Source organism: Pseudomonas sp. NPDC087804, from assembly GCF_044742965.1.
Taxonomy (GTDB): Bacteria; Pseudomonadota; Gammaproteobacteria; order Pseudomonadales; family Pseudomonadaceae; genus Aquipseudomonas; species Aquipseudomonas rustica.
The window spans coordinates 584,421-610,185 of record NZ_JBIUVN010000001.1; the positions used below are offsets into that span (position 1 = coordinate 584,421).

Consider the following 25,765-nt stretch of genomic DNA (forward strand, 5'->3'; position numbering starts at 1 on the left):
CGGTCAACAGGAGTGACCGACCATGATCCACACCCCCCATCGCCATGAATCGCCGTTAGCGTTGCAGATTGACCCGCGCATCAGCGCACCGGGTGACTTCGCGACCTGCATACCCGGGCTGTCGCTGTTTCGCCGCGACCAGCCAGCGCCACCTGCCGTGTGCATGATCGAACCGAGCCTGATTCTGGTCGGCCGTGGCGAGAAACGCTTGTGGGTCGGAGGGGAGGGTTATCGTTACGACCCTTCGCGGTTTCTGGTCACGTCGCTGGATTTACCCGCCAACTCCGAAGTGCTGCTCGCCAGCCCTGAGCAGCCCTGTGTCGGTCTGGTGTTGAAACTGGACATCGGCATGCTCGCCGAGGTGATCACCAAAAGTGGCCTGCCCGCCAAGCGGAAGCCATCGACAGGCACCGGCGCCGGCATTGGCAATGTGTCCTCGGCGCTGGAAGGCGCGCTTGATCGGCTGTTGGCCCTGCTTGATGAACCCGAGGCGATCCCGGTGCTGGCGCCGCTGATCCTGCGCGAAATCCATTACCGGCTCCTCAGTACCGATCAAGGTTCACGCCTGCGGCAGATCACTGCGGTGGATGGTCAGGGCTATCGCATCGCCAAAGCCATCGACTGGCTGAAACTCAACTACACCGTTGCACTGCGCATCGACGATCTGGCCGCACGCGTGCAGATGAGTGCGCCGACTTTTCACCTGCATTTCCGCCAACTGACCGGCATGAGCCCGCTGCAGTACCAGAAGTGGCTGCGGCTCAACGAGGCGCGTCGGCTGATGCTGGTCGAGCGTCTGGACGTTTCGCGCGCGGCGTTTGCGGTCGGTTATGAAAGTCCTTCGCAGTTCAGCCGTGAATATGGCCGCCTGTTCGGTACCGCGCCCAGTCGCGACATGGCGCTGCTGCGTGGCCAGCCAATCGAAGCAGAAGCGGCAAGTTAAACCACAGACACGCTTTACCGGGGATGCGCCTCGCCGCGCGTCACCGCTCATACAATGCACGTCAACCGATGATAGAGCGGGTGAGCCATGGAATTACGAATCAACCAGAAGACCTATCAGGTCGATGCCGACGCCGATACGCCCTTGCTGTGGGTGATCCGCGATGACCTCGGCATGACCGGCACCAAGTACGGCTGCGGACTGGCGCAGTGCGGCGCCTGCTCCGTGCTGGTCGACGGCAATGTGGTGCGTTCGTGCGTGACGCCGGTGGCCGGCGTGGTCGGCCGCGAAATCACCACCATTGAAGCCATCGAGGCTGACGAAGTCGGCAAACGGGTGGTCTCGACCTGGGTCGATCTCCAGGTGGCCCAGTGTGGTTACTGTCAGTCGGGGCAGGTCATGGCCGCCACGGCGTTGCTCAAGCAAAACCCGCAGCCAAGTGACGCGCAAATCGACGCGGCGATGGTCAATCTGTGCCGCTGCGGCACCTACAACGCCATTCATGCCGCCGTGCATGAGCTGGCCGGCAAGAGGGACGCCTGATGAGCATCCGTATCGATCCGTCCAGTGAGGCATTCGCGTTCGCGCTGCACGAGCCGATCAATGTCTCGCGCCGACGTTTTCTGACCGGTACCGCCGTCGGTGCGTTGGTGCTTGGCTTCGGTCTGCCGCTCGGTTCGACCCGCGTGCAGGCCGCAACGGCTGCGGCGACTGCCGAGCGTGGCACGCAGGTCCCGGCGTTTCTGGAAATTCGCCCGGACAACCGCGTGCGTTTGCTGTGCCCGTTTATGGAAGGCGGGCAGGGCACGTTCACCGCGATGGCGCAAATTGTCGGAGAAGAACTCGATGCCGACCCGGCGACCTTCCTCGTCGAAGCCGCACCGCCCGGTGAAGCCTACGTGGTTTTGGAGAACGGCATGCGCATCACCGGCGGCAGCATGTCGGTGCGCATGAGTTACCCGGTGATGCGCCGCCTCGGCGCACTGGCCCGCGCCATGTTGTTGCAGGCCGGCGCGGAAAAACTCGGCGTGCCGGTCGGCGAGCTGACGACCGAACCCGGTAAAGTCCTGCATGCCGCGTCGGGCCGGTCGTTGACATATGGTGAATTGGCCGGGCGTGCGATGGATCTGCCGGTTCCCGATCCCGCCTCAATAACACTACGAGATCCGAGCCAGTTCCGCTGGATCGGCAAACCGGTGAAGCGCCTTGATGCCTATGACAAGTCCACGGGCAAGGCTGTGTACTGCATCGATCTGAAGGTCGACGACATGCTGCACGCCGCCGTTCAGCATGCCCCGCGTTTGGGCATGACGGTGGGCAAGCTGCGCAATGAAGACCAGGTGCAGGCGATGCAAGGCGTGCATTCCGTGCACCGTCTGCCGGGCGCCGTGGCAGTGGTTGCCGAGCGCTGGTGGCACGCGAAACGCGCGGTCGAGGCGATTCAGGTCGACTGGCAAGAACCATCAGCCGACAGCAAAGTCCGGCCGATGCCCGCCGACTTTTCCAGCGATGCCTGGCTCAAGCGCCTCGCTGAAGATAAAAGCCCCGCCAAAGATGATGAACATGAAGGCGACGTCGCGACCATTCTTGCTGATACAAAGACGCGGATCGACGCCACTTACCACAATCAATACCTCAACCACGGTCAATTGGAGCCGCCCTCGGCGCTGGTCAGATTCAATCCGGACGGTTCGCTGGAGGTCTGGTTGCCCAATCAGGCGCCGGACATGTTCCGCGCGGACATCGCCAAGCGCACCGGTCTGGATCCGTCGCGCATCACCTTGCATTCGCCGCTGCTGGGGGGCTTCTTCGGTCGGCATTTTCTCTACGATTCCGCCAGTCCTTATCCGCAGGCGATCGAGTTGGCCAAAGCGGTGGGTCGCCCGGTCAAACTGATCTGGAGTCGCGAGGAAGAGTTTCTGCGTGACGTGCTCCGCCCCGTTGCGGCGGTGAATTTCCGCGCCGCGCTGGACAAGGACGGCTGGCCGCTGGCAATCGAGGCGATCAGTGCCACCGAAGGCCCGACCGAGGCCCTCGCTGGCAAGCAGGGCGAAAAACTCGACCCCACCGCGCTTGAAGGGTTGTCGGGCAAATCCTATGCAATCGCCAACAAGCGCATCGCGCAAATCTACGTCAAAGGCCCGGCGATGCTCGGTTATTGGCGTTCCGTGGGCAATTCCCTCAACGACTTCTTCTACGAATCGTTCCTTGATGAACTGGCCGATAAGGGCGGTAAAGACCCGTTCGAACTGCGCCTGTATTTGCTGCGCGACAACAAACGTTTGACCACCTTGCTGCAAGCGGCGGGTGAGTTATCAGGTGGCTGGAAGCGCGGCCCGTTTACCGCCGAGGATGGCAGCCGCCGTGCGCGAGGCGTGGCAATGGCTTCGCCGTTCGGAACGCACACGGCGGTGATCGCCGAGGTGTCGATCGAAAACGGCCAGGTCAAAGTGCATGACATCTGGCAGGCGATTGACCCGGGCAGCATCGTCAATCCGGCGATTGTCGAGGCGCAGGTCAATGGTGCCGTGGCGTTGGGGTTATCGCAGACACTGGTGGAAGAGGCCGTTTGGCTGGATGGCAAACCGCGCGCGCGTAACTACGACTTGTACCCGATCCTGCCGCCTGCGCGGATGGCGCGGGTGCATGTGCGTGTTGTGGAGAGCGGGGAAAAAATGGGCGGCATCGGTGAACCGCCATTGCCCGCCGTCGCGCCAGCCGTGGCGAACGCAGTGGCAACCCTGACCGGGCAACGGGTTCGCAGCCTGCCCATGAGCCGACACACCTTCACTTGATCAGCGCCGGAGCGTCCATGAATAACAGCCGATTCGCAAGAACCGCTGGCTGGCTGGCAGTGCCGTGCCTGGTCGCGGCAGGCCTGCTGGCCTGGTATGTCACCCGCGAGCCTGTCTCGCCTTTTGAAGATCACACGATCACTGCCGCCGACGTCGACCCGGCGCTGCTGGCTCGGGGCGAATACGTCGCCAGGCTCAGCGATTGCGTGGCTTGCCACAGCGTACCGGGCGCGGCCCCGTTCGCCGGCGGCCTGGAAATGGCCACGCCGCTGGGCGCGATTCACGCGACCAACATCACCCCGGATCCTCAAACCGGGATTGGTCGTTACAGCCTGGCCGACTTCGACCGTGCCGTGCGTCACGGCGTGGCACCTGACAGTCGCCGTTTGTACCCGGCGATGCCTTATCCGTCGTACGCCAGGCTCAGTGACGACGATGTGCGTGCGCTGTATGCGTTCTTCATGAAAGGCGTGGCGCCGGTCAAACAAGCGAACCTTGCGAGCTCGATTCCCTGGCCGCTGAACCTGCGTTGGCCGATTGCCGTGTGGAACGGTGTGTTTGTCGACGCCGGATCCTACCTGCCCAAATCGTCTCAAGATGAAGTGTGGAATCGCGGCGCTTACCTGGTGCAGGGCGCCGGCCACTGCGGCAGTTGCCATACGCCTCGCGGCCTGGCGTTCAACGAAAAGGCGCTGGATGATTCCGCTGCGCCGTTCCTCGCGGGCGCCTTGCTGGACGGCTGGTACGCGCCGAGTCTGCGTGATGACCACAACACCGGGCTGGGCCGATGGAGCGAGGCGGAAATCGTCCAGTTCCTCAAGACTGGTCGCAATCGCCACGCGGTGGTCTACGGCTCAATGACCGAGGCGTTCAACAACTCCACGCAGTTCATGAGCGACGAAGATCTGACGGCCATCGCCCGCTATCTCAAGTCGTTGCCTGGCGACCCCGAGCGCGACGGCCAGCCATGGCAATACCAGGCAGCGACGCGTCTGGATTCTCCGGGTGGTCACACCTACGTGACGCGCTGTGCCTCGTGCCACGGCCTCGACGGCAAGGGGCAAGCGCAATGGATGCCGCCGCTGGCAGGCGCCACTTCTGCACTGGCCAAAGAGAGCGCCTCGGCAATCAACATCACCTTGAACGGCTCGCAGCGCATCGTCGCTGCCGGTGTACCGGACGCCTATCGCATGCCGGCATTCCGTGAGCAGTTGTCGGATCAGCAGATCGCCGAGGTGCTGACATTCATGCGCAGCACATGGGGCAATCAGGCCAGCGCTGTTGATGCACAAGCCGTTGGCAAGTTGCGTGAACACACTGATCCAGCCAGCAGCAGCCCGATCATTTTGCACATGCGCTAGAGGAGTCAAACGTAGAACTCGCCGTCAGGCCAGCGGCACCTTTACCAAAAAAGAGGTGCCGTGCTCGGTGTTGGAGACAACCTCGATTGTTCCTTGATGTGATGCGACGATCTCGGAAGCTATGAACAGCCCCAGACCCAGCCCCTCTGAAGGCGGGTGATCAACGACCGAGCGTTGCGAAAAACGCCCCATGGGATTGAAAATAAACGGCAGTACATCCTCGGCAATAGGCTCTCCGCGGTTGTGCACGGTAAAGATTGCCGAGCGATCAGAGACCCCCAGCTGCACTTCAATGGACGTCTGAATATCGCCATGCTGGACAGCGTTGCCGATGATGTTGGAGAACACCTGCTCCATGCGCGGCCCATCAAATTTGCCTGCAGCCGGTGCTTTCGCCGTGAATACAACGTTGGCGTCAGGGTGAAACGCTCGTATTTCATCGACGATGCGTTCACACAGCGGCGCTAGATCCAACGCCGTTTTTTTAACAGGAATGCCTGGCCCCATCTGGCAACGGGTCAAGTCCAGCAAGTCGTCCACAATCTGATTCGCGCGTCTCACGCTGGTGAAAATCTGGTTCGCCAGTCGGGTACCGCGTTCTCCGACATCGGCAGACCGGCGCAGGCTGTCCGCACCCAGCAGAATGGCGCCTAACGGTGTGCGCAAATCATGGCCGAGGATTCCCAGAAAGATATTGCGCGACGCGTCTACGGCTCTTGAATAACTGGCAATGGATTCGGCGAGCGCCTGATCGATGGCTTCGTGGAAGCGGTTCATGTCGTCAGCATCGAAGGGCGTGCCGGACTTCACTTTGACCATCCACTGATTGAGCACGCTGGTTCTCAACGCCCGGTATTCCGACACCATCTGATCGATGGTAAACCCCGCCATCAACCGGGTGACGGCGTGGGTTTCGGCGGGCGTTTCTTCAGCGCTGCTGGGCCCATGCCCCAGAGATTTTGCGATTTGTTCCGAGCGTGTCTGTTGGGTGCGTAGATCTATAACGATGGCTTCGAGCATCTGGCCGGCATGATCGCGCAAGGCTTCACGATCCAGCGCCGCGCCGGGCGTCTCGATGGTTCTGGCGAAATCCTCCCACGCCTGAAGAATAGGCTCGATATGTTCAATGATGAAATCGGGGAGGCGCATGTCGGTAATCCTGGTGAGGGCTTATGAAAAGTCGCCGAGCGTTCGTTTCACAGCATGAACGATCCAGTATGCTCACTTTCGTCCGACACTGCGCACTCCGATCGCAGCATCCATCAGTCGGGTTTGATCCTGCTACTTTTCCAGGAACTGTGCCATGCGCTATCGACGACTCGATCTGAATCTTTTAGTGGCGCTGGATGCCTTGTTAAGCGAGTGCAGCGTCAGCCGCGCGGCTGAGCGATTACATCTCGGGCAGTCGGCGACCAGCTCGGCACTCGGGCGCTTGCGCGAGCATTTCAACGATCCGTTGCTGGTGCAGGTGGGGCGGCGTTTGGAGCCTACTGCGCTCGGCTTGCAATTGTTGCCCAAAGTTCGCGAAGCATTGGCGCTGACGCGTGAGATTGTCGATGCCCCGGTGGAATTCGACCCCGCGACCTGTACGCGGCAATTCACGCTGGTGGCTTCTGATTACGTGATCGGCGTGCTGATGCCGGCGGTCAGTCGCGAACTTGCGCGCATCGCGCCCGGCGTACGTTTGAATCTGCGTGATTTGCCAGCACCGCGCGATGACGATGTTGTCAGCGAGGCGCTCGATTATCGGCGTAGCGATTGGGTGATCGTGCCCGAGCGGCGCCGAAACGCGGCTTATCCGCACGAAGCCATCCTTAGCGACCGGTTGTGCTGCATTGTCTGTGCGCAGCATTCGCGGTTTGTCGAAAGCCTGAACCTCGACGACTACCGCTCGGCCGAGCATGTGGTGCGAGCCTTCGCCGACGGCCGGAACCTGTCGATGGACTCAGCTCACTTGCAGGAACAGGGCATTGAGCGGGACATCGCGGTATCGGTTGAAAGCTTTGCGCTGATCCCTGAATTCATCGTCGGCACGGCGCGGGTCGCTACCGTGTTTCGGCGTCAGGCGCAGCGTTTCGCTCAGCGCTATCACTTGCGCATCCTCGCCGCACCGCTGGTATTTCCCGAAGCAGTACAGGTGCTGCAGTGGCATCCTTATCAGGATCTTGATCCGGCAATGAGGTGGTTTCGCAGCCTGCTATTGGAACAGGCCGGGTTACTCGATCAGCCAGTCACACAATCCCCGGTGTCGGCTTCAAGTCCTGCCTGAACGATGGCTTGCACGGCGCAGTGCTCATCATTGTCCGAGGTGTCGCCACTGATGCCGAGGGCGCCGAGCAGCTCGCCGTCGGCATTGCGGATCAGCACGCCGCCGGCCACAGGAATCACTTCACCGTCGGTGAGGCTGTTGATTGCAGCAAAAAACGCTGGCATCGCTTGCGCCCGCCGTGCCAGCTCACGACCGCCAAACCCCATGCCCAGACAACCACGGGCCTTGCCGGTGGCGATCTGTGGGCGCAGAAAACTGGCGTACTGATCACGCAGCACTGCCAGCGGATGTCCTGCCGCGTCGAGGACAGCGGCCGCCATGGGTTTGAATCCGGCTTGCCGGGCGATCTCGATGGCGTGGCTGGCGATAAGCGTGGCGGTGGTCAGGTCGATTGCTTGCATGTCGATCGTCCTCACAGGGTCCATTTGCCCAGTTGGGAAACGCGGTCTCGGGTATACAGGTCGGTCCATTTCAACGAGTTGAAATCTGACACTTGCTTGGGGTTGTAGGGGCTGCGTTCCATGCGCATCGGCTGTCCTGCCTTGTACACGGCTTTGAGACGCGAGCGATCCTGGAGGATGCGGATGTCCTGCAGCGGTGAGCCATCGAGCAACAGAAAATCCGCCTGTTTGCCCACCTCCAATGTGCCGAGGGTTTCGCCACGCGGCATGCAGCGCGCGCCGACGGCCGTGGCCGCATGCAGTGCTTCGGCCGGGGTAAAGCCGAGACGGGTCACCAACAGCTCCAGTTCGCGAGCGTGCCATTCACCATAAGGTGTGACCGCAAAACCGCTGTCACTGCCGCAGGCGAACGGTACTCCGGCAGCTTTGGCGCGCTTGAGTACCGCCGAACCGACCTCCAGCGTGCGTGCGCAATAACCCGCGTATCCGGTGGTAATCGCCGGGTCGTGGGGCTGGCAAAAGTCCACGGTGTTTTGCGGAAAGGTCATTGTCGGCGCCAGAATGCTGCCAGCTTCGAGCAACGCTTCGATGCAGGCGTCATCCATGTAAAAGCCATGAAAGACCAGATCAACCTTGGCCAGCGCGGCGTACATCACCGCTTCGCGACCGTAGGCATGGGTGGCGACTTTGCAGCCGAGGCGATGCGCCTCTTCGACCATTTCCCGGGTTTCATCGGCGGTGAATGCAGCGATGATTTCACCATCGGGCCGGCGATGCGTGCCGTCCATGGCAATTTTGATCAGGTCGACGCCGTCCTTGGCCTGCTTGCGGATTTCCGCCAGCGCTTCACTGCGACTGGTGACGAGGCGGGCGGTGAAAAACTCCGGTGCGCCCATGCGACTCGGAAACCAGTCGTTGAGGCTCTGCCGATTGGTGATGACCCGGCTACTGGCGGCAATCCGTGGCCCTTCAAACAAACCGGCGCCGATCGCATTGCGCACGGCGATGCTCAGTTGGCCGCTGTCGCCGGGGCAGACCATGCTGGTGACCCCAGACGCAAGGACATGCTGGGCGAAGAACATGCCCCGCAGCGCGCGAAATTCGTCGCTGGTCCAGATGTCGATGTCCTCTTCGCTTTGCGCATTGCCGAAGGCCAGATGGGTGTGCACATCCACCAGCCCGGGCATGACAAAAGCGTCTGCGGCATCCACCACGTTGTCGCCGGCGCGAGGCTGCGGCGCTGAAACGCTAGGACCGACGTAGCTGAACAAGCCGTTCTCGACAATCAGCGTCTGCTGCTGGCGCGTGTCGCGGCCAGTGCCGTCGAACAAGGTCTGACATTTGAGGTGCAGGCTGCTCATGGTGACTTCACTTTGTTGTGGTTGTACCGACGAGGCTAGGGCGGGGGAGGTTGGCAGACCAACAGATTGCATCGATGGCCGGGTATTGATGGCGTCGATGGCTGTACGGCGAATGGCGTTGGGCGGTACGCAAAAACGCCGGAGCAGCGCAAGGCTGCCCGGCGTTTCGGGTGAGCTTTAAAAACGTGTCAGGCGGTGCGACCACCTAGGGTTTCACTAACCCAGTCAGCAATGTATTGCCCGGCATTGATGCTGTTGTCGAAGCTCGAATGCTGCACGCCACCTTCACGTTCAGTGAAAATTTTCAGTTCACATTTTGGGCTGTTGACCAGTTGCTCGTAGGTGCGATGCGCCCACTTCAATGGGATCTGTGAATCCTGCTCGCCGTGGGTCACGAGGAAGGGCACCTTGATCCTGTCGAGCACGCCATCGAGGTGCACGTTTTCGGCGATGGTCATGAACTCTTCGACGTCCTTGGCGCCCCACACCCAGCAGACATGCGCCCAATAATGCGGCACCGGGAAGCTGCCTTCTTTTTCCAGTCGACGTTTTTGCACATCACGCCAGTCGTGGTTGGCGCCCCATACCACGCCGCAGGCGAAGCGTGGTTCGAATGCAACCGCGCGCGGGCAGTAATAGCCGCCCAACGAGACTCCTTCGAGGCCGATACGTTTGGCATCAACGTCGCTTCGGGTTTCCAGCCAATCCACCACGCGACTGGCCCAATGTTCACTGTCGAATCGTGCGGTCAGGCCATGCAGGCGCAGCGCTTCGCCGGTGCCCGGCTGGTCGATGATCAGTGAAGAGATGCCGCGTTTCGCCATCCACGCTGGCAGGCCCACGCGGTATTTCATTTCTTTGGTCGAGTCCAGACCGTTGACCTGCACCAGAATCGGTGCCGGCCCCTCGACGCCTTCGGCGCGCACCAGCAAGCCGGAAAGATGTTTGCCCTCGTACGGAATTTCCACCCGTTCGCAGTTTTCTCGCGACAGTTCGATGCCGCGCTTGAAGGTTTGCAGGAAGCGTTGATAGAGCTCGGTACGCCCCGGTGCGCCGTGGGCTTGCAGGCGCTCGCAGGTCAAATAATAGGTGGCGGCGCGGTTGTATTTTTCGCCAGCCGAGAGCATCCGGCCGTTGCCTTCGTCTTCTTCGGCCAGACCGCAAAGCTTGTCGGCCATTTTCGCCCAGGTTTCGCGAAAGGCACGGGTGCCCGCCGCGTCTGGCTGTTTCGCAGCCTCTTGCAGCGGGGCGCACATCTCTTCGATTTCACCCATGCGGGCGCCCATTTCAATGGCCAGGTCGACAGAGAGATTCCAAACGTAGTTGGTCGGGAAATAGCGAAACATGATTATTGTTGTCCTTATGGTTGCCTTGGCATTCCCAAGGCACGTTAAGGATCACCCGACTAATTGGCCAATCGTGACGGCGGATACGAGGTATCGCGAGATACGATGGGCACGTGTTGCAGATGCTGAATGGATTCGCTGATGCGTTCGCGCAGCCAGCGGTGCATCGGGTCGCCGTCAACGCTGCGGTGCCACAACATGTACTCGCGCATGACCGGAATTTTCACCGGCGGCGGCAGGATGCGCAGCGGCAGATAGTGCGCGTAGAGGTTCGCCAGACGCTGGTGCATCGTGGCGATGCGCTGCGTGCCGACAATCAGTTGCGGCAGGGTATTGAAGTCGCTGGTGATCACTTCAATGCGCCGATTGAAACCGTATTGATTCATGAACCATTCTTCGATGCTCATGTGCCGGGTACGGCCAAAGCCCACCGAGACATGGCCCATCTGCATGTACTGCTCAAGGGTCAGGGTGTCGCCGACTTGCGTATTGCCTTGCCACACTACGCACACATGTTCTTCCTCAAAGAGCAGGCGCGAAGGGTGGCCGTCAATGATGTAGCGCTCGGGAACAATCATCAGGTCGACTTCGCCACGCACCAGCAATTCGCCGGAATTGTCGCTGGGGCCCAGCATTTCGAAGGTGATGTTGGGCGCTTCCTGGTGAATGTTCTGGATCACCTGGGCGAACAGCACGCTGATCAGATAGTCCGAGGTCACCAAGCGAAAATGCCGCTTGCTGGTGGCCGGGTCGAACACCGGTTTGGCGGTAATCGAAGACTGGATCGTCAGCAGGACTTCACGCACCGGTTTTGCCAGTTCCGTGGCATAGGGCGTGGGCTGCATCTTGCGTCCGACCTGGACCAGCAGCTCATCCTCAAAGTAGGTGCGCAATCGCGCGAGCACGCCGCTGGTGGCGGATTGGGTCATGTGCAGGCGTTCAGCCGCGCGGGTGATGTTCTGCTCTTCGAGCAATACATCAAGCGCGACCAGCAGGTTCAGATCCAGATGGTTGAAACGCATGGGCAGGTCCGTTCTTGTATTTATTTTCGCAATACATTCGAACGAATCCATCGACACGTCAACCTTCGTCGCAGGTATCGCGTTTGCCGATAGGTCGCATCCCGACTCGCGATTAGTCAGGTGTCAGCCCTTGCGCCAATCTTCGCCGCAGTCGGCCCTGCAGCCGACACCACCACCGGTTTCCAGTCAGGCCCGGCGCGCTGTAAGGCGTCCATGGCGACAGTCACCGGATCATAATTTCAATGGAGTGGTAAGCCATGAACATCATTGGCCTTGATGCCCTTATCTTTGGCGTCGATGACATTCAAGCCTGCACCGATTGCCTGCGCGACTATGGCCTTGCGCCGGTCGGCGTTGACAGCAACGGCGGGCGTTTCGAAGCGCTGGACGGTACCGCCGTAATTATCCGTCGAGCCGACGACCCTGATTTGCCGGCGGCGATCGGCCCGGCGCCGTCGATTCGCGAGACGGTCTACGGGGTCGCTGCGATCAGCGATCTGGATGCCATCGAAGATGCGCTGGCCCGTGACCGCTCCGTCCGTCGCGATCAGCACGGCGTGTTGCACAGCGTTGACGACATGGGTTTCGCCATCGCGTTTCAGGTCAGCGTGCGCAAGCCTTACAGCGCACCGGATGACCTGACCAACGCCGCCGGCCATGCGCCACAGCGGCCACTTAACCAGCCGGGCATTACCCTCGATATGGGCGCCGTCCCGCGCACTTTGTCGCACGTGGTGTATTTCGTACCCGACGCGGCGAAAGCGGAAGCCTTTTACGCCGAGCGTCTGGGTTTTCGCACCACCGACACCTTCATTGGCGCCGGGCCGTTCATGCGCCCGGCAGGCTCTGATGATCACCATTGCCTGTTCATGATCCAGACCCCGCCGCACATGAAAGGCTGCGAACATTTCACCTTCCACATGGGCAGTGGCACCGAAGTGCTGCTGGCCGGGACGCGTTTCGAGCAAAAAGGCTGGACCAGTTTCTGGGGGCCGGGCCGTCACCTGTTTGGCTCCAACTGGTTCTGGTATTTCAACAGTCCGCTGGGCTGCCACATCGAATACGACGCTGACATGGACAAGCACGATGACGCCTGGGAGGCCCGTCGCGCGCCACTGTCGGCGGATAACTCGCAGCTGTTCCTGTTCAGCGCCAAAGAAAAATGGGCCCCCGGTGGGCCGCCGCCAAAACTCGGTTGAGGCCGGCGCTGATCATGGGCTCTATTGCGCAGCCACTGTGTCGGCTGGACGAACTGGAGGAGGGCCGGGCGCGCGGGTTCGATCCGTTGGCGCAGGGCCGCGACAGCGTGTTTGCCCTGCGTCATGACCATCAGGTGCGGGTCTATCGCAACCGTTGTCCGCATCTGGACGTGCGCCTTGAGTATCGCAAGGACAAGTTCCTGTCCGCCGATGGCCAGTTGATCGTCTGCTACGCCCACGGTGCGCAATTTCTGCCGGCGACCGGCGAGTGTATCTACGGCCCGTGTCTGGGCCAGACGCTGGAGGCGCTGCCGTTCTGCGAAAAGGACGGCTGGCTGCTGGTGCAAATGCCTGAAGGGGTGCCGCTGCCGGGATAAATCGAGGTATCGCGTACGGCGATACATCGCATCCTTACTCGCGATTAGTCAAATCCCTGCTTTGCCGGGAAGCTTCATCCAACGATGCCGTGCCCGACGCAGCATCGATCACAAGAATAAAAAGAGAGAACACCATGAGTGCAGTGAACAACGTTCTGATCGTGGGCGGTGGTATCGGCGGCTTGTGTGCGGCCATCGCCTTGCGGCGTAAAGGTATCGAGGTCGACCTGATCGAGCTCAAGTCCGAATGGACAGTCTATGGCGTCGGGATTATTCAGCAGAGCAACGTCGTCCGTGAAATGGCCAAGCTCGGCGTTCTCGACGGTTATCTGGACGCCGCTTATGCCTTCGAAGACGTCGCCATCTACGGCCCCGGCGGGCAGCAACTGGCGCGCATTCCGGGTCAGCGACTGGCCGGCCCGCAGTACCCCGCCAACGTCGGCATTTCTCGCCTGGCGCTGCACAAAGTCCTCAGCGAAACCGCGCTGCAACTCGGTGCCAACGTGCGTTTGGGCCTGAGCGTGGAAACGCTGGACGACAACGGCGCAGAGGTCGACGTGTTGTTTACCGACGGCAGTCGCGGCCGCTACGACCTGGTGGTTGGTGCCGACGGACTGTTCTCGAAAGTGCGCAGCCTGGTCTTCGGCGATGCCTACACCCCGCGTTTCACTGGCCAGTCGGTATGGCGCTACAACTTTCCCCGCGCGCCACAGATTGACCATCTGGCCAACTATCAAAGCGCTGACGGCAACGCCGGGCTGGTGCCGCTGGCCGGCGACTTGATGTACCTGTTTCTGACGTCCCACGAGCCCTCCAATCCGTGGATGGATCCTGCCGATCTGGCCGCGCAGATGCGCCAGCGCCTGCAAGGCTTCACCGGGCTGATTGGCGAACTGCGCGAGCAAATCACTGACAACAGCCAGGTCGTCTACAAGCCGATGGAAGTGGTGTTCGTCGATGAACCATGGCATCGCGGACGCGTCCTGCTGATCGGCGATGCGGCCCACGCCACCACGCCGCACCTCGGTCAAGGCGCCGGCATGGCCATCGAAGACGCGATTGTGCTCAGCGAAGAACTGACTCACGAGCAGTCCGCGACCACCAGCGTCGAGCAGCAGTTGCAGCGCTTCATGGCGCGGCGCTTCGAACGTTGCAAGTACATCAGCGAAAGCTCGGTGCTGGCCGGCGACAAGGAGATGCAACACGACCGCGCCTTCGATCGCATTGGCCTGGTCAAGCAAATGCTCGCGCGCACTGCCGAGCCAATCTAAGCCACACCTGCGCCTCATCCACAGCAGTTACCACCATAAAAACAAGAGGTTAACGCGATGGTTAGTTCTACGACTGCGGCGCTCGCGCGTCGCCCGGTCTGCTCGTCTGCACCCTTTGGTTTGAGCGTCGCTGCGCTGCTGGTGCTGTGCAGCCAGGCCGCTTTCGCTTTCGACATCGATACCGGCAACCCGGATTTCAAGCTGCGCTGGGACAATACGATCAAGTACAGCGCTGCCTGGCGCACGCAGAATCCGAGCAGCAAGTTGACCGAGGGTCAGGTAGCGCTCAATCAGGACGATGGCGATCGTGCGTTCAAAAAAGGCCTGATCTCCAATCGCACCGACATCCTCTCGGAGCTGGATCTGTCGTTTCAGGATTTCGGCGCACGCTTGAGCGGTGCAGCGTGGTACGACAGCGAGTACCAGGGCAACAACGACAATAACGATCCGTCCCGCGCCAACGCACGTTCGGTGGGCTACGACGAGTTCACCGACGACACCCGTCATTTGCACGGTGGTGACGGCGAAATCCTCGACGCGTTCGTCTACTGGAACGGTGAACTGGCCGACCGCGCAACATCGGTGCGCGCCGGCCGTCATGGCCTGATCTGGGGTGAAAGCCTGTTCTTCGGCGCCAACGGCATTGCCGGTGGCATGGCCCCGGTGGACGTGGTCAAGGCTCAGTCGGTGCCGAACACGCAGTTCAAGGAAATCACCCGTCCGGTCAATCAACTGTCGGGCACCTTCCAAGTGACCGATGACGTATCCCTCGGTGCGTTTTACCAACTGGAATGGGAAGAAACACGCTTGCCTGGCGCAGGCAGTTACTTCTCTACCAGCGACACCATCGGTGAAGGCAATGAACGCCTGATCGTCGGCGCGCCGTTTCCGGCGTTTCTGGGTGGCAACGCCAGCAGTCCGGCGGCGTTTTTCCATGGCAAAGACAAAGATGCCAAAGATTCGGGGCAGGGTGGCCTGCAACTGAAATACAGCGCAGAGACCGTGGAGTACGGTCTCTATGCCATTCAGTACCACGACAAGACCCCCAAGCTGTACCTCAGGCCTTCCACTGGCGCACCCAACTTCAGCACGGGCCAAATCGGCGATTACTACGGGGTTTATCCGGAAGACATCCGCGCGCTGGGTGCCAGTTTCTCCACCACCGTCGATGCCTACAGCTTTGCCGGTGAAGCCTCGATGCGCTGGAACATGCCACTGGTGTCCAACGGCGTCACGGTGCTACCGGGGGTTGCTGCCGACAACGACGACGATGCGCTTTATGCCGTCGGGCGCACCGCGCACATCAACCTCAACGTGATCGCTTCGTTCGGACCGAACTTCATTGCCAAGGAGTCCGGATTCGTCGGTGAGGTCGCCTGGAACCGTCTGCTCAGCGTCACGAAAAACCGTGCCGCACTAGACCCCAACGCCACCGATGACGGTCTCGGCTTCAAGATGGTTTACACCCCGACTTATCGGCAGTTTTTCCCCGGCGTGGATATCAGCATTCCCGTTGGCCTGAGCTATTTCCCGCTGGGCAAGTCGGCGGTTGTCAGTTCGTTCGGCGCGGATAACGGCGGTGACATGAATATCGGTATTACCGCGACCTACCTCGACCGTGTGACCGCCGGCCTGACATACACGCATTACTACGGCCCCGAGAACACCAACCTCAACGCGACCAGCCAATTCAATTTCCAGCAATCGCTGAAGGATCGGGATTACCTCGCCTTCTCCGTCAAGACCACGTTTTAAGAGGACTTGCGCATGACCTATAACAACAAAAATGCCGCGTTCACACCCAAAGCCTTGTGCTTCGCGTTGCTCGCAAGCCTGGCGATATTGAGTCAGGGTGCCGCAGCAGCCACGGCTGACGAAGCGGCGAAATTGAACAAATCGCTGACGCCGTTCGGTGCCGAGCGCGCCGGCAATGCCGACGGTTCGATTCCAGCCTGGGACGGCGGCTACACCAAGGTCGATCCGGCCTTCAAGGAGGGCGGCAAACGTAGCGATCCGTTTGCGGCCGACAAACCGCTGTTCAGCATCACCTCGAAAAATCTGGCGCAATACGCCGCCAAGCTCAGCGATGGCACCAAGGAAATGTTCAAGCGTTTTCCTGACACCTATCGCATCGACGTCTATCCGACCCGTCGCACGGCCGCCGCACCGCAATGGGTGTACGACAACACTCTGAAAAATGCCACCCGCGCCAAGCTGGTCGACAGCAGCGCCGGGCCGGTGCCCGAAGGTGCGTTTGGCGGTATTCCATTCCCGATTCCGCATAACGGCGCGGAAGCCATGTGGAACCACATCCTCAACTGGCGCGGCACGTCACTGGCCATGCACTTTCGCCATTACCTGATGACCGCAGATGGCAAACAGGTGATGACCACCGACGGCCAGGCGATTCAGGACATGCCGTATTACTACCAGGACGGCACGCCGGAAAGTTTCGCCGGTGATTACTGGCTGTTCCGCCTGCTGAACGTCGGCCCGCCGTTGCGTGCCGGTGAGCAAATCATGGGGCGCACCAATATCAACGGCGACAAGTCCCAGGCCCACGTCTATCTGACCGGCCAGCGCCGCGTGCGCAAGTTGCCGAATGCCTGCTGCGACACACCGACGCCGGCAACCGCCGGGGTGATGTCGTTCGATGAGTTGAGCGTGTTCCAGGGACGCATCGATCGCTTCGACTGGAAGCTGGTCGGCAAGCAGGAAATATACATCCCCTACAACACCAACAAAGTCCTGACGGCAGGCAAACCGGAAGACTTGTTTCTGGCCCATCACATGAATCCTGATTACGTGCGCTGGGAATTGCATCGCGTGTGGGTGGTGGACGCCGAACTTGCGCCGGGCAAGCGTCACCAATTGCCGAAGGGCCGTTACTACCTCGACGAAGACACCTGGCAGGCCATGCTCGGCGATCGCTGGGACGCCAACGGCCAACTCGCCAAAACCTTGTGGTCGCTGCCCGCCGTGCTGCCGGATCTGCCAGCGCAGGCGCAGCTGTCTTCGGGTTTCTACGACCTGACCTCCGGCGCCTGGTTTATCCAGAACGTCTACACCGGCCTGCCTGAGCAATACGGCGTGGTCGATCGCTACAAGGCGTCGGAATTCTCGCCGGCGGCGATGGCGGGTGCCGGGGTTCGTTGAATCGGGCCGGATCGCGACACGGTGTGGCGATCCGGTTTCACAGGTGGTTTCGAGGTCGGTATGAACAGAATCTGTCAGGTGCTCGGGCGGTTGTTAGCGCTGCTGGCGCTGCCTTGCGTATTAACCGTGAGCCAGGCTCAGGCCGCTGCCGTCGGCGATGTATTGAATACGCCGGCGATGCGCGCGCCGCAGGCCCGGCAAGCGGTCTTGCTTGATCTGGCGCGGGCAGGTGCGCGGTTGGTGGCAGTCGGCGAACGCGGCATCGTCTTGCTCTCCGATGACAACGGGATCAATTGGCGGCAGGCGCAGGTGCCGGTGTCCGTCAGCCTTACCGCGGTGCAGTTTGTCGATGCCAACACGGGCTGGGCGGTCGGTCATGCCGGTGCGGTGCTGGTCAGCCACGACGGTGGCGAAAACTGGGCGTTGCAGCTGGACGGCAACCGCGCGGCGCAACTGGAATTGCACGCCGCACGCGAGCAAGTGCCGACAGCCACTGACCCCGACGCAGCGGCGGCGCGCGTGCAAACCGCCGAACGGATGGTCAGCGAAGGTGCGGACAAACCGTTTCTCAGCCTCAAGTTCACCGATGCACGTCACGGCCTGATCGTCGGCGCCTACGGCCTCGCGTTTACCACCGAAGACGGCGGCGTGAGCTGGCACTCGCTGATGGGCCAGATCGACAATCCGATGGGCGCGCACCTGTATGCCATCGCGCAACAAGGCGAGCGTTGGTTCATCGCCGGCGAGCAAGGTTATGTGGCGCGTTCCGAGGACGGCGGACAATCCTTCGTCGCGCTCGACAGCCCGTACAGCGGCAGTTTCTTCGCCCTGCAAGTACGCGATGACGGCGCGCTGCTGGCGGCAGGCCTGAAAGGCAACGCGTTCATTTCTACCGACGACGGCAACAGCTTCGTGCCTGCGCCCGTACCGATGCCAGTGTCCTTCAGTGAAGCGATTCGCACCGCTGACGGCCAGCTGTTGGTGGTCAATCAGGCGGGCGCGATGTTTCGCACCACGGGCGATGCACCAACCCTGCAGCCTTTCGGCAAACCGCTGGGCAAACCGATTGCCAGCGTCGTGCAGGCCGCCGATGGCAGCCTGGTGCTGGCCGGTTTTACCGGGTTGACGCGCCTGGCGTCGCCCACCGCTACAGCTTCGGAGTGAGGTTATGAAACCATTCGACAACGCCACGGCCAGCCTGGCGAGTTTCGACCCGCGCTCCGGCTCGGTCGTGGAACGCACTTTGTTCAATCACCGGTTGTGGGTGTTGCTGGTGTGCCTGGTGACCACGCTCTTTTTGGGCTATCAGGCCACGCGCGTCGAGCTGAACGCCAGTTTCGAAAAGATGATTCCCACGCAACAACCCTACATCGCCAATTATCTGCAACATCAAAAGCAACTCAGCGGTCTGGGCAACTCTCTGCGCATCGTCGTCGCCAATCGCCAGGGCGATATCTACGACGCTGAGTATCTGAAAACCCTGCAGGCGTTGAGCGACAAGCTTTACCTGCTGCCGGGCGTTGATCGCGCCTACATGAAATCGCTGTGGACGCCGGCAACTCGCTGGGTCGCAGTGACTGAAGACGGACTGGATGGCGGCCCGGTGATTCCGGACGATTATGCCGGCACACCGGCCAGTCTCGAGGCCTTGCGCCGCAACGTGCAGCGCTCCAACGAGCTCGGCCAACTGGTAGCGTTCGATCAAACCTCGAGCATCATTTACGTGCCGTTGCTGGCCACGACTGCCGACGGTCAGGCGCTGAATTACTCGGTGCTGTCCGAGCAACTGGAGGCGTTGCGCAGCCAGTATCAGAACGAAAAGATCGACATTCACATCACCGGTTTCGCGAAAAAGGTCGGTGACCTGATCGCCGGGCTCAAGCAGATCCTGTTGTTCTTCGCCGTCGCAATCCTGATCACCACCGCCGTGCTGTTCTGGTACACGCGCTGCCTGCGCAGCACGGTGCTGGTGGTGTTCTGCTCGCTGGTGGCGGTGGTCTGGCAACTGGGGCTGTTGCCGTTGCTCGACTATCAGCTGGATCCGTACTCGGTGCTGGTACCGTTTCTGGTGTTCGCCATCGGCATGAGCCACGGTGCGCAGAAAATGAACGGCATCATGCAGGACATCGGTCGCGGCATGCACCGGGTCGTTGCCGCACGCTTCACTTTTCGACGGCTGTTTCTGGCCGGGCTCACGGCGTTGCTGTGCGACGCAGTGGGTTTTGCCGTGCTGATGCTGATCAAGATCCAGGTGATTCAGGATCTGGCCGTGATCGCCAGTATCGGTGTGGCGGTGCTGATTTTCACCAACCTGATTCTGCTGCCGGTGTTGCTGTCCTATGTCGGCGTAACGCCACGCGCGGCGCAATTGAGTCTGAAGAGCGAGCAGAACGATCAGGCCGGCGCGCGGCGTCATGGCTTCTGGCGTTTTCTCGATCTGTTTACCCAACGTCGCTGGGCCAGCCTGTGCATTGTCATCAGTCTGGCGTTGGCGGCATTGGGCTTTGTGGTCAGCCTGCAATTGAAGATCGGTGATCTCGATGCCGGCGCGCCGGAGCTGCGGGCCGACTCACGCTACAACCAGGACGATGCGTTTCTGACCCGGCATTACGGCGCCAGCAGCGATTTGTTCGCGGTGATGGTCAAGACCCCGGCCGGGCAATGTGCGCGTTACGACATCCTCGCCAGAGTCGATGCGCTGGACTGGCAACTGCGTGCGCTGCCGGGGGTGGATTCGACCAACTCGCTGGCCTTGCTCAACCGGCGCATGTTGGTTGGCCTCAGCGAAGGCAGCGCCAAGTGGTACGAGCTGCAGAACAATCAGGCGATGCTCAATATGATCACCGCCAGTGCGCCACGCGGCTTGTACAACGAGGATTGCAGCCTGCTCACGCTGTACGCCTACCTCACCGACCACAAGGCAGAAACGCTGACGCGGCTGGTCGAGCACGTTGAGCAATTCGCCGCCGCCAATAACGACAAGGATGTGCAGTTCCTGCTGGCGGCGGGCAATGCCGGCATCGAAGCGGCGACCAATATCGTGGTCAAACAGGCCAACCGCGAGATGCTGTTCTGGGTTTACGGCGCAGTGATCGTGCTGTGCCTGATCACCTTCCGCTCGTGGCGCGCCACGCTGTGCGCGGTGATTCCGCTGATGGTCACCTCGATCCTCTGCGAAGCATTGATGGTCTGGCTGAACATCGGCGTGAAGGTCGCGACGTTGCCGGTGATCGCGTTGGGGGTCGGCATTGGCGTCGACTATGCGTTGTATGTGATGAGCATCCTGCTCGGTCATCTGCGCCAGGGTGCGAGCCTGTCAGAAGCCTATTACCGCGCACTGGTGTCCACCGGCAAAGTGGTGATGCTCACCGGCATCACGCTCGCCATTGGTGTGGCCACGTGGATCTTCTCGCCGATCAAATTCCAGGCTGACATGGGCGTGCTGCTGGCGTTCATGTTCGTCTGGAACATGGTCGGGGCGCTGCTGCTGTTGCCAGCGCTGGCGTACTTTCTGCTGCCTGCACGGCGGACGAACACCGACGCAGAAACGCCGGCGGAGGCAGCCGATGTGGCCGTGCCGTCGCGAGCTGTGGCGGCAGATGTTGTTCAATCGCGTCATCGGGAGACCTGTCATGGCCGTTGAGTCTTCATTGGGAAACAGCGACCGCCGCGCCGGTTTGACGCAATCGTTGCTGTTGCTGTTCGGCAGCTGTCTGCCCGTGCTCGGCGCAGTATTGCTCGCACCGGTATTGCCGCGCATGCAGGCACATTTTGCCGAGGTCGCCGGCAGCACCGTGCTGGTGCCGATCGTGCTGACCCTGCCGGCATTGATGATTGCACTACTGGCGCCGTTTGCCGGGGTCATCGCCGACCGGCTCGGGCGCAAACCGCTGTTGTTGGCGAGCATGGCCCTGTACACGCTCTGCGGTGTGTTGCCGCTGTGGCTGGATTCGCTGCCGGCCATCGTCGCCAGCCGCGCCGGAATTGGTCTGGCGGAGGCGGGGATCATGACCTGCTGCACAACGCTGATGGGCGACTACTACAGCGGCGCACGCCGTGAACGCCTGTTTGCACTGCAAATGGTCGCAACGTCGCTCTCTGCTGCGGTGTTTATCGCGCTGGGTGGTTTTCTTGGCCAGGACGACTGGCGTACACCGTTTGCGCTGTACGCGGTCGGGCTGATTTTCCTGCCGCTGATGGCGTGGAAACTCTGGGAGCCGCAACCCCGCGTGCAACCGACAGCAACATTGCCGGTGCCAGCCCTGCGCGTTTTTCCGTGGCGCGCACTGACGCCCCTGTATGGATTATCGCTGCTCGCGGGCCTGAGCCTGTTCATCGTGCCGGTGCAAGCCGGTTATTTGCTCAACTTGTTGCATGTGGATGCGCCGCAGCAGATCGGCATGACCATGGGCGCCAATCAACTCGGCGTGCTTGTCGGGGCCTTGAGTTTTCGTCTGTTGAGCGGTCTGCGCAGCCAGCATGTGTTGCTGATTGCCTATGGCCTCGCGGGTATCGGCGGCCTGTTGATGGCCGCTGCCGGCAGCCACGCGCAAGTGGTGGTCGCGGTCTTGGTCAACGGGCTGGGCATCGGCCTGATGTTGCCGACGTTGATCACCTGGATCATGGCGCAAGTCGGTTTTGCTCAGCGTGGGCGAGCGGCGGGGTGCTTCACCGCGGCGATTTTCGCGGGCGAATTCATCAGTCCGCTGGTGGTACTCGCCATCACTGCCGGGGCTTCCACGGCGTTGCCGCAAGCGTTGGCCATGATCGGTTGGCTGCAACTGGTCGTGGCACTGTTTTGTCTGTCCGTGCCGAGGCTCGGTGGTCTGCTGACCCGCCCCAATGTTGGCGGTCACGACTCCATCGGCAACGGCCATTGAACGAGGATTTTCCATGCAAACGCTTCCCCCTTTCAAACGCGTGGTCACCGGGCATGATGCCCACGGCCGCGCGGTCGTCGCCAGTCTCGGCGCAACCGCCAACGTCTTCGCACTGCAAGCGGTGCCAGGCACGGTGTTTCATGAAATATGGAACAGCAGCGGCAGTCCGGCACTGCTCGACAATGGCGATGATCCAACCCGCAAACCCTTACAGCTGAGTCCTGGCCCGCAGGGCAGCGTGATTCGCGTCGTCGACATTCCACCAGACAGCGTGCAGAACCAGGTCAGCGCTGCCGCTGCAGCAGCCGCATTTGCCGAGATTGGCCAGGCGCATGCCGGCACCGGCCAGGCGAACTCGCGGCACAAACTGATGCACCGCACCGAAACCCTTGATTACGGCATCGTCACCGAAGGCGAAGTCTGGCTAGTGCTCGACGATACGGAAGTCCACCTCAAGCGCGGCGATGTGGTGGTTCAACGCGGCACCAATCACGCGTGGAGCAACCGCACCGAGGCCATGGCGCGCATGGTGTTTATTCTGCTGGACGGGCGCTTTGCCGCTGAACTGCAGGACTGCCCGGGAGAAAAAGCATGAAGCTCGCAACCCTGAAAAACGGCAGCCGTGACGGCCAACTGGTGGTGGTTTCACGTGACATGGCCCGGGCTATCGACGCCCGTTTGGTGGCGCCGACCTTGCAGCAAGCCATCGAAAACTGGGCTGAAGCCGAGCCGCGGTTGCAGGCCCTGGCGCGTGAACTTGAAAACCACGATTGCCGCGAGGCCTTTGCCTTCGACCCCGCGCAGGCGATGGCACCGTTGCCGCGTGCTTATCAATGGTGTGACGGCTCGGCGTTTCTCAGTCACGGCGCGCTGATGCAGAAGGCGTTCAACCTCGACCCGATCGAAGGCGCTGACCGTACGCCGTTGATGTATCAGGGCGCCGGTGATGACTTCATCGGCGCACACGATGACATCCAACTGCCGAGCGAAAGCCAGGGCATCGATTTCGAAGGCGAATTTGTCGTGCTGGTCGATGATGTGCCGATGGGCTGTTCGGCGGAAAACGCGTTGCAGCACATCAAGCTGATTCTGCAGATCAATGATGTCAGCCTGCGTGCGCTGGCACCGCGTGAAATGCGCACCGGTTTTGGATTTCTGCAAGCCAAACCGTCCTCCAGTTTTGCCCCGCTGGCGATTACCCCGGATGAACTCGGCGAAGCCTGGCGCGATGGCCGCGTCAATTTACCCCTGCAAGTGCAGTGGAACGGCGAGTGGTTTGGCCAGCCGCACGGCGCGCAGATGAACTTTCATTTTGGTGAGCTGATCGCCCACGCGGCCTTAACCCGTCGCTTGCGCGCCGGCACCCTGATCGGTTCCGGCACGGTGTCGAATGCCGAGCGCAACGTCGGCTCGGCGTGCATCGCCGAACGTCGGGCCATTGAGATGATCGAGCAGGGCGCGCCGGTCACAGGCTTCATGCGTTTCGGTGATCGCGTGCGCATGGACGTCACCGGCAGCGATGGTCGGTCGCTGTTTGGTGCGATCGATCAACGCGTCGTCAAAGCCAACGGCTAAGGAACGCCCATGCGTGTACTGATTACCGGAGCCAATGGCTTTGTCGGCCGCGAACTGCTGCGCTGTCTGCTCGCGCGCGGCAGCTTACGTGGGCAAGTCATTCGTTCGTTGCTGGTGCTCGACACTGACGTCCAAGGCCTGCCAGACGACCCGCGCCTGCGTCGGCACAGCGGCAGCGTGACGGATGCGGCGTTGATGCGCCGGGTCTTGGCCGATGGCATCGATGTGGTGTTTCACTTGGTCAGCATCCCCGGTGGGGCGGCGGAGGCGCATTACGAATCGGGTTATCAGGTCAACCTGCTGGCCAGCCTCGAACTGCTCAATCAACTGCGCAACAAGGCGCGACCTCCGGTGTTGGTGTATGCCAGCAGCGTCGCAGTGTACGGCGCGGATCTGCCGGCGAAGATGAACGAGCAGGCTGAACTGCACCCGCAACTGTCGTACGGCACACACAAGTTGATGGTCGAGCGCGCGCTGATTGATCTGGGTCGGCGCGCTGAAGTCGACAGCCGCGCGGTGCGTCTGCCGGGCATTGTCGCGCGCCCGCGTGAACCCAACGGTTTGCGCTCGGCTTTCATGAGCGACTTGATGCGTGCCTTTGCCGAGGGCGCTGACTATTGCTGCCCGGTGTCACCGCAAGCAACAGCGTGGTGGATGTCGGCCCGCTGTTGCGTGAACAACTTGATTCACGCCGCCGAACTGGATGAGGCCGCCGCGCAACAGCGGGTCTGGCAACTGCCGGTGCTGCAGTTGTCCATCGCCCAGGTCATCGATGCACTGGCGGCAACTTACGGCGAGCAACGCCGTGCGCTGATCAGTTTTGCCGCGGACCGTGACCTCGAAACCCTGTTCGGGCGCATGCCGCCCTTGAAAACCCCGCAGGCCCGCGCTGCCGGTTTCTGCCATGACGGCAACGTCGCCACGCTTATTCGCAACGCCCTCAACCCAGCCCCTTATCGGCATCTGCCGTTGAACGGAGACACGCCTCATGTCACAGCCCATCCAGCGTAAACGTCGTCTGGTCGACCTTTCGGTGACCCTCGATAACAACCCGTATACAGACCCGCCGCCGCTGTTGCCGAAAATCGATTACATGGATCACCAGCAAGGCTGGCCGGAAATGGCCGCAATGTTTCCGGGTTTGCAGCTTGAGCAGATGCCCGGCAATGAATCGTGGGCCGCCGAGCGCTTGCAGATCACCACCCACAGCGGCACGCACATGGATGCGCCGTGGCATTACGCCTCGACCACCGATGGCGGCGAGCCGGCATTTGGCATCGATGAGTTGCCGCTGGACTGGTGCTTGCAGCCGGGGGTCAAACTGGATTTTCGCCATTTGCCCGACGGTCACGTGGTCACGGCAGAAGAGGTCGAAGCGGAGCTGGCGCGTATCGAGCACACGTTGCAACCGCTGGATATCGTGCTGGTCAACACACGCGCCGGGGCGTTGTTTGGCCAGCCGGGGTATCTCGATGCCGGCATCGGCATGGGGCGCGAAGCGACGATGTATCTGCTGGAGCGTGGCGTGCGCGTGGTCGGCACGGATGCCTGGAGCTGGGATGCACCGTTCAAATACACCCGTGAGCGTTTTGCTGCCAGCGGCGATGCCTCGATCATCTGGGAAGGGCATAAGGCCGGGCGCGATATCGGCTATGGGCAAATGGAAAAACTGGCCAACCTCGAATCCCTGCCAGCGAGCGGCTTCACCGTGTCGTGCTTTCCCTACAAGATCCGCCATGCGTCTGCAGGTTTTGTGCGTGCGGTGGCTATTTTCGAAGAGTGATCGGGCTGTTCGAGGCATTCCTTCAA

General features: G+C 61.2%; 22 protein-coding genes. 17 read left to right on the forward strand and 5 right to left on the reverse strand.

The window, feature by feature from the left end; translation table 11 throughout:
• The first annotated feature begins 22 nt into the window (after window positions 1–22).
• From ACIOMO_RS02565 to ACIOMO_RS02580, 4 genes are all read left to right on the forward strand, one after another.
• Complete coding sequence (locus tag ACIOMO_RS02565; protein WP_401237856.1) at window positions 23–943, forward strand: AraC family transcriptional regulator N-terminal domain-containing protein; 921 nt, start codon at window positions 23–25, stop codon at window positions 941–943.
• Between the two features lie 87 nt (window positions 944–1,030).
• Entirely contained in the window at window positions 1,031–1,486 is a 456-nt protein-coding gene (locus tag ACIOMO_RS02570) for a (2Fe-2S)-binding protein (RefSeq protein WP_053120137.1), read from the forward strand.
• On the forward strand, window positions 1,486–3,738 hold the full coding sequence (locus ACIOMO_RS02575; protein WP_401237858.1) for a molybdopterin cofactor-binding domain-containing protein: 2,253 nt from the start codon (window positions 1,486–1,488) through the stop codon (window positions 3,736–3,738). The genes ACIOMO_RS02570 and ACIOMO_RS02575 overlap by 1 nt, the downstream gene beginning before the upstream one ends.
• Before the next feature lie 17 nt (window positions 3,739–3,755).
• Complete coding sequence (locus ACIOMO_RS02580) at window positions 3,756–5,099, forward strand: c-type cytochrome (protein WP_401237860.1); 1,344 nt, start codon at window positions 3,756–3,758, stop codon at window positions 5,097–5,099.
• Between the two features lie 24 nt (window positions 5,100–5,123).
• Here ACIOMO_RS02580 and ACIOMO_RS02585 read toward each other — a convergent pair whose 3' ends face one another.
• Window positions 5,124–6,248, reverse strand: a complete 1,125-nt coding sequence (locus ACIOMO_RS02585) for an ATP-binding protein (RefSeq protein ID WP_401237862.1) — start codon at window positions 6,246–6,248, stop codon at window positions 5,124–5,126.
• Between the two features lie 154 nt (window positions 6,249–6,402).
• Here ACIOMO_RS02585 and ACIOMO_RS02590 point away from each other — a divergent pair, with 154 nt between their 5' ends.
• Entirely contained in the window at window positions 6,403–7,368 is a 966-nt protein-coding gene (locus ACIOMO_RS02590; RefSeq protein ID WP_401237864.1) for a LysR family transcriptional regulator, read from the forward strand.
• On the opposite strand, the gene ACIOMO_RS02595 is transcribed toward ACIOMO_RS02590, so the two are convergent.
• The 4 genes from ACIOMO_RS02595 to ACIOMO_RS02610 all read right to left on the reverse strand — a co-directional run bounded on the left by ACIOMO_RS02595 (window position 7,323) and on the right by ACIOMO_RS02610 (window position 11,498).
• Window positions 7,323–7,769 carry a heme-binding protein gene (locus ACIOMO_RS02595; protein WP_401237865.1) on the reverse strand — a complete coding sequence of 149 codons (447 nt, stop codon included), beginning with the start codon at window positions 7,767–7,769 and terminating at the stop codon, window positions 7,323–7,325. The genes ACIOMO_RS02590 and ACIOMO_RS02595 overlap by 46 nt on opposite strands.
• Before the next feature lie 11 nt (window positions 7,770–7,780).
• Window positions 7,781–9,130, reverse strand: a complete 1,350-nt coding sequence (locus ACIOMO_RS02600) for an amidohydrolase family protein (RefSeq protein ID WP_401237867.1) — start codon at window positions 9,128–9,130, stop codon at window positions 7,781–7,783.
• A gap of 188 nt (window positions 9,131–9,318) precedes the next feature.
• Window positions 9,319–10,476 (reverse strand): alpha/beta hydrolase family protein, encoded by a 1,158-nt coding sequence (locus ACIOMO_RS02605; protein WP_401237869.1) that lies wholly within the window; start codon window positions 10,474–10,476, stop codon window positions 9,319–9,321.
• A 59-nt stretch (window positions 10,477–10,535) separates the two neighbouring features.
• Entirely contained in the window at window positions 10,536–11,498 is a 963-nt protein-coding gene (locus ACIOMO_RS02610) for a LysR family transcriptional regulator (protein ID WP_008077512.1), read from the reverse strand.
• Window positions 11,499–11,755: 257 nt separating this feature from the next.
• Between ACIOMO_RS02610 and ACIOMO_RS02615 the strand changes: the two genes are divergently transcribed.
• The 12 genes from ACIOMO_RS02615 to ACIOMO_RS02670 all read left to right on the forward strand — a co-directional run bounded on the left by ACIOMO_RS02615 (window position 11,756) and on the right by ACIOMO_RS02670 (window position 25,739).
• Complete coding sequence (locus tag ACIOMO_RS02615) at window positions 11,756–12,697, forward strand: VOC family protein (protein WP_401237871.1); 942 nt, start codon at window positions 11,756–11,758, stop codon at window positions 12,695–12,697.
• Window positions 12,698–12,711: 14 nt separating this feature from the next.
• The gene (locus ACIOMO_RS02620) at window positions 12,712–13,074 is read left to right on the forward strand and encodes a Rieske (2Fe-2S) protein (RefSeq protein ID WP_401237873.1); all 363 of its coding nucleotides are present in this window, start codon (window positions 12,712–12,714) and stop codon (window positions 13,072–13,074) included.
• A 134-nt stretch (window positions 13,075–13,208) separates the two neighbouring features.
• A complete protein-coding gene (locus ACIOMO_RS02625; RefSeq protein ID WP_401237875.1) occupies window positions 13,209–14,345 on the forward strand; it encodes an FAD-dependent oxidoreductase in 1,137 nt (378 codons plus the stop codon).
• Between the two features lie 57 nt (window positions 14,346–14,402).
• Entirely contained in the window at window positions 14,403–16,100 is a 1,698-nt protein-coding gene (locus tag ACIOMO_RS02630; RefSeq protein WP_401237876.1) for a DUF1302 domain-containing protein, read from the forward strand.
• Window positions 16,101–16,112: 12 nt separating this feature from the next.
• Window positions 16,113–17,501, forward strand: coding sequence for a DUF1329 domain-containing protein (locus ACIOMO_RS02635; protein ID WP_401237878.1), 1,389 nt, complete (start codon window positions 16,113–16,115; stop codon window positions 17,499–17,501).
• A gap of 60 nt (window positions 17,502–17,561) precedes the next feature.
• Window positions 17,562–18,665, forward strand: coding sequence for a WD40/YVTN/BNR-like repeat-containing protein (locus ACIOMO_RS02640; RefSeq protein WP_401237880.1), 1,104 nt, complete (start codon window positions 17,562–17,564; stop codon window positions 18,663–18,665).
• 4 nt (window positions 18,666–18,669) lie between these two features.
• A complete protein-coding gene (locus tag ACIOMO_RS02645) occupies window positions 18,670–21,144 on the forward strand; it encodes an RND family transporter (RefSeq protein ID WP_401237881.1) in 2,475 nt (824 codons plus the stop codon).
• Window positions 21,134–22,381: an MFS transporter gene (locus ACIOMO_RS02650; RefSeq protein WP_401237883.1), complete on the forward strand. Its 1,248-nt coding sequence runs from the start codon at window positions 21,134–21,136 to the stop codon at window positions 22,379–22,381. The genes ACIOMO_RS02645 and ACIOMO_RS02650 overlap by 11 nt, the downstream gene beginning before the upstream one ends.
• A gap of 13 nt (window positions 22,382–22,394) precedes the next feature.
• The gene (locus ACIOMO_RS02655) at window positions 22,395–22,976 is read left to right on the forward strand and encodes a cupin domain-containing protein (RefSeq protein WP_401237884.1); all 582 of its coding nucleotides are present in this window, start codon (window positions 22,395–22,397) and stop codon (window positions 22,974–22,976) included.
• The gene (locus tag ACIOMO_RS02660) at window positions 22,973–23,956 is read left to right on the forward strand and encodes a fumarylacetoacetate hydrolase family protein (RefSeq protein ID WP_401237886.1); all 984 of its coding nucleotides are present in this window, start codon (window positions 22,973–22,975) and stop codon (window positions 23,954–23,956) included. The genes ACIOMO_RS02655 and ACIOMO_RS02660 overlap by 4 nt, the downstream gene beginning before the upstream one ends.
• A gap of 9 nt (window positions 23,957–23,965) precedes the next feature.
• Window positions 23,966–24,967, forward strand: a complete 1,002-nt coding sequence (locus tag ACIOMO_RS02665; protein WP_401237888.1) for an NAD-dependent epimerase/dehydratase family protein — start codon at window positions 23,966–23,968, stop codon at window positions 24,965–24,967.
• Window positions 24,945–25,739, forward strand: a complete 795-nt coding sequence (locus ACIOMO_RS02670; protein ID WP_341637468.1) for a cyclase family protein — start codon at window positions 24,945–24,947, stop codon at window positions 25,737–25,739. Before ACIOMO_RS02665 ends, ACIOMO_RS02670 begins: the two co-directional genes overlap by 23 nt.
• The last annotated feature ends 26 nt before the right edge of the window (window positions 25,740–25,765 follow it).

What these genes read in the sequence shown, in the direction of transcription:
- ACIOMO_RS02615 (WP_401237871.1), top strand. Translation starts at nt 11,756, where the DNA reads ATGAACATCATTGGCCTTGATGCCCTTATCTTTGGCGTCGATGACATT.
- ACIOMO_RS02605 (WP_401237869.1), bottom strand. Translation starts at nt 10,476, where the DNA reads ATGTTTCGCTATTTCCCGACCAACTACGTTTGGAATCTCTCTGTCGAC.
- ACIOMO_RS02640 (WP_401237880.1), top strand. Translation starts at nt 17,562, where the DNA reads ATGAACAGAATCTGTCAGGTGCTCGGGCGGTTGTTAGCGCTGCTGGCG.
- ACIOMO_RS02645 (WP_401237881.1), top strand. Translation starts at nt 18,670, where the DNA reads ATGAAACCATTCGACAACGCCACGGCCAGCCTGGCGAGTTTCGACCCG.
- ACIOMO_RS02595 (WP_401237865.1), bottom strand. Translation starts at nt 7,769, where the DNA reads ATGCAAGCAATCGACCTGACCACCGCCACGCTTATCGCCAGCCACGCC.
- ACIOMO_RS02610 (WP_008077512.1), bottom strand. Translation starts at nt 11,498, where the DNA reads ATGCGTTTCAACCATCTGGATCTGAACCTGCTGGTCGCGCTTGATGTA.
- ACIOMO_RS02570 (WP_053120137.1), top strand. Translation starts at nt 1,031, where the DNA reads ATGGAATTACGAATCAACCAGAAGACCTATCAGGTCGATGCCGACGCC.
- ACIOMO_RS02565 (WP_401237856.1), top strand. Translation starts at nt 23, where the DNA reads ATGATCCACACCCCCCATCGCCATGAATCGCCGTTAGCGTTGCAGATT.
- ACIOMO_RS02635 (WP_401237878.1), top strand. Translation starts at nt 16,113, where the DNA reads ATGACCTATAACAACAAAAATGCCGCGTTCACACCCAAAGCCTTGTGC.
- ACIOMO_RS02620 (WP_401237873.1), top strand. Translation starts at nt 12,712, where the DNA reads ATGGGCTCTATTGCGCAGCCACTGTGTCGGCTGGACGAACTGGAGGAG.
- ACIOMO_RS02665 (WP_401237888.1), top strand. Translation starts at nt 23,966, where the DNA reads ATGCGTGTACTGATTACCGGAGCCAATGGCTTTGTCGGCCGCGAACTG.
- ACIOMO_RS02650 (WP_401237883.1), top strand. Translation starts at nt 21,134, where the DNA reads ATGGCCGTTGAGTCTTCATTGGGAAACAGCGACCGCCGCGCCGGTTTG.
- ACIOMO_RS02590 (WP_401237864.1), top strand. Translation starts at nt 6,403, where the DNA reads ATGCGCTATCGACGACTCGATCTGAATCTTTTAGTGGCGCTGGATGCC.
- ACIOMO_RS02655 (WP_401237884.1), top strand. Translation starts at nt 22,395, where the DNA reads ATGCAAACGCTTCCCCCTTTCAAACGCGTGGTCACCGGGCATGATGCC.
- ACIOMO_RS02585 (WP_401237862.1), bottom strand. Translation starts at nt 6,248, where the DNA reads ATGCGCCTCCCCGATTTCATCATTGAACATATCGAGCCTATTCTTCAG.
- ACIOMO_RS02575 (WP_401237858.1), top strand. Translation starts at nt 1,486, where the DNA reads ATGAGCATCCGTATCGATCCGTCCAGTGAGGCATTCGCGTTCGCGCTG.
- ACIOMO_RS02600 (WP_401237867.1), bottom strand. Translation starts at nt 9,130, where the DNA reads ATGAGCAGCCTGCACCTCAAATGTCAGACCTTGTTCGACGGCACTGGC.
- ACIOMO_RS02580 (WP_401237860.1), top strand. Translation starts at nt 3,756, where the DNA reads ATGAATAACAGCCGATTCGCAAGAACCGCTGGCTGGCTGGCAGTGCCG.
- ACIOMO_RS02625 (WP_401237875.1), top strand. Translation starts at nt 13,209, where the DNA reads ATGAGTGCAGTGAACAACGTTCTGATCGTGGGCGGTGGTATCGGCGGC.
- ACIOMO_RS02660 (WP_401237886.1), top strand. Translation starts at nt 22,973, where the DNA reads ATGAAGCTCGCAACCCTGAAAAACGGCAGCCGTGACGGCCAACTGGTG.
- ACIOMO_RS02630 (WP_401237876.1), top strand. Translation starts at nt 14,403, where the DNA reads ATGGTTAGTTCTACGACTGCGGCGCTCGCGCGTCGCCCGGTCTGCTCG.
- ACIOMO_RS02670 (WP_341637468.1), top strand. Translation starts at nt 24,945, where the DNA reads ATGTCACAGCCCATCCAGCGTAAACGTCGTCTGGTCGACCTTTCGGTG.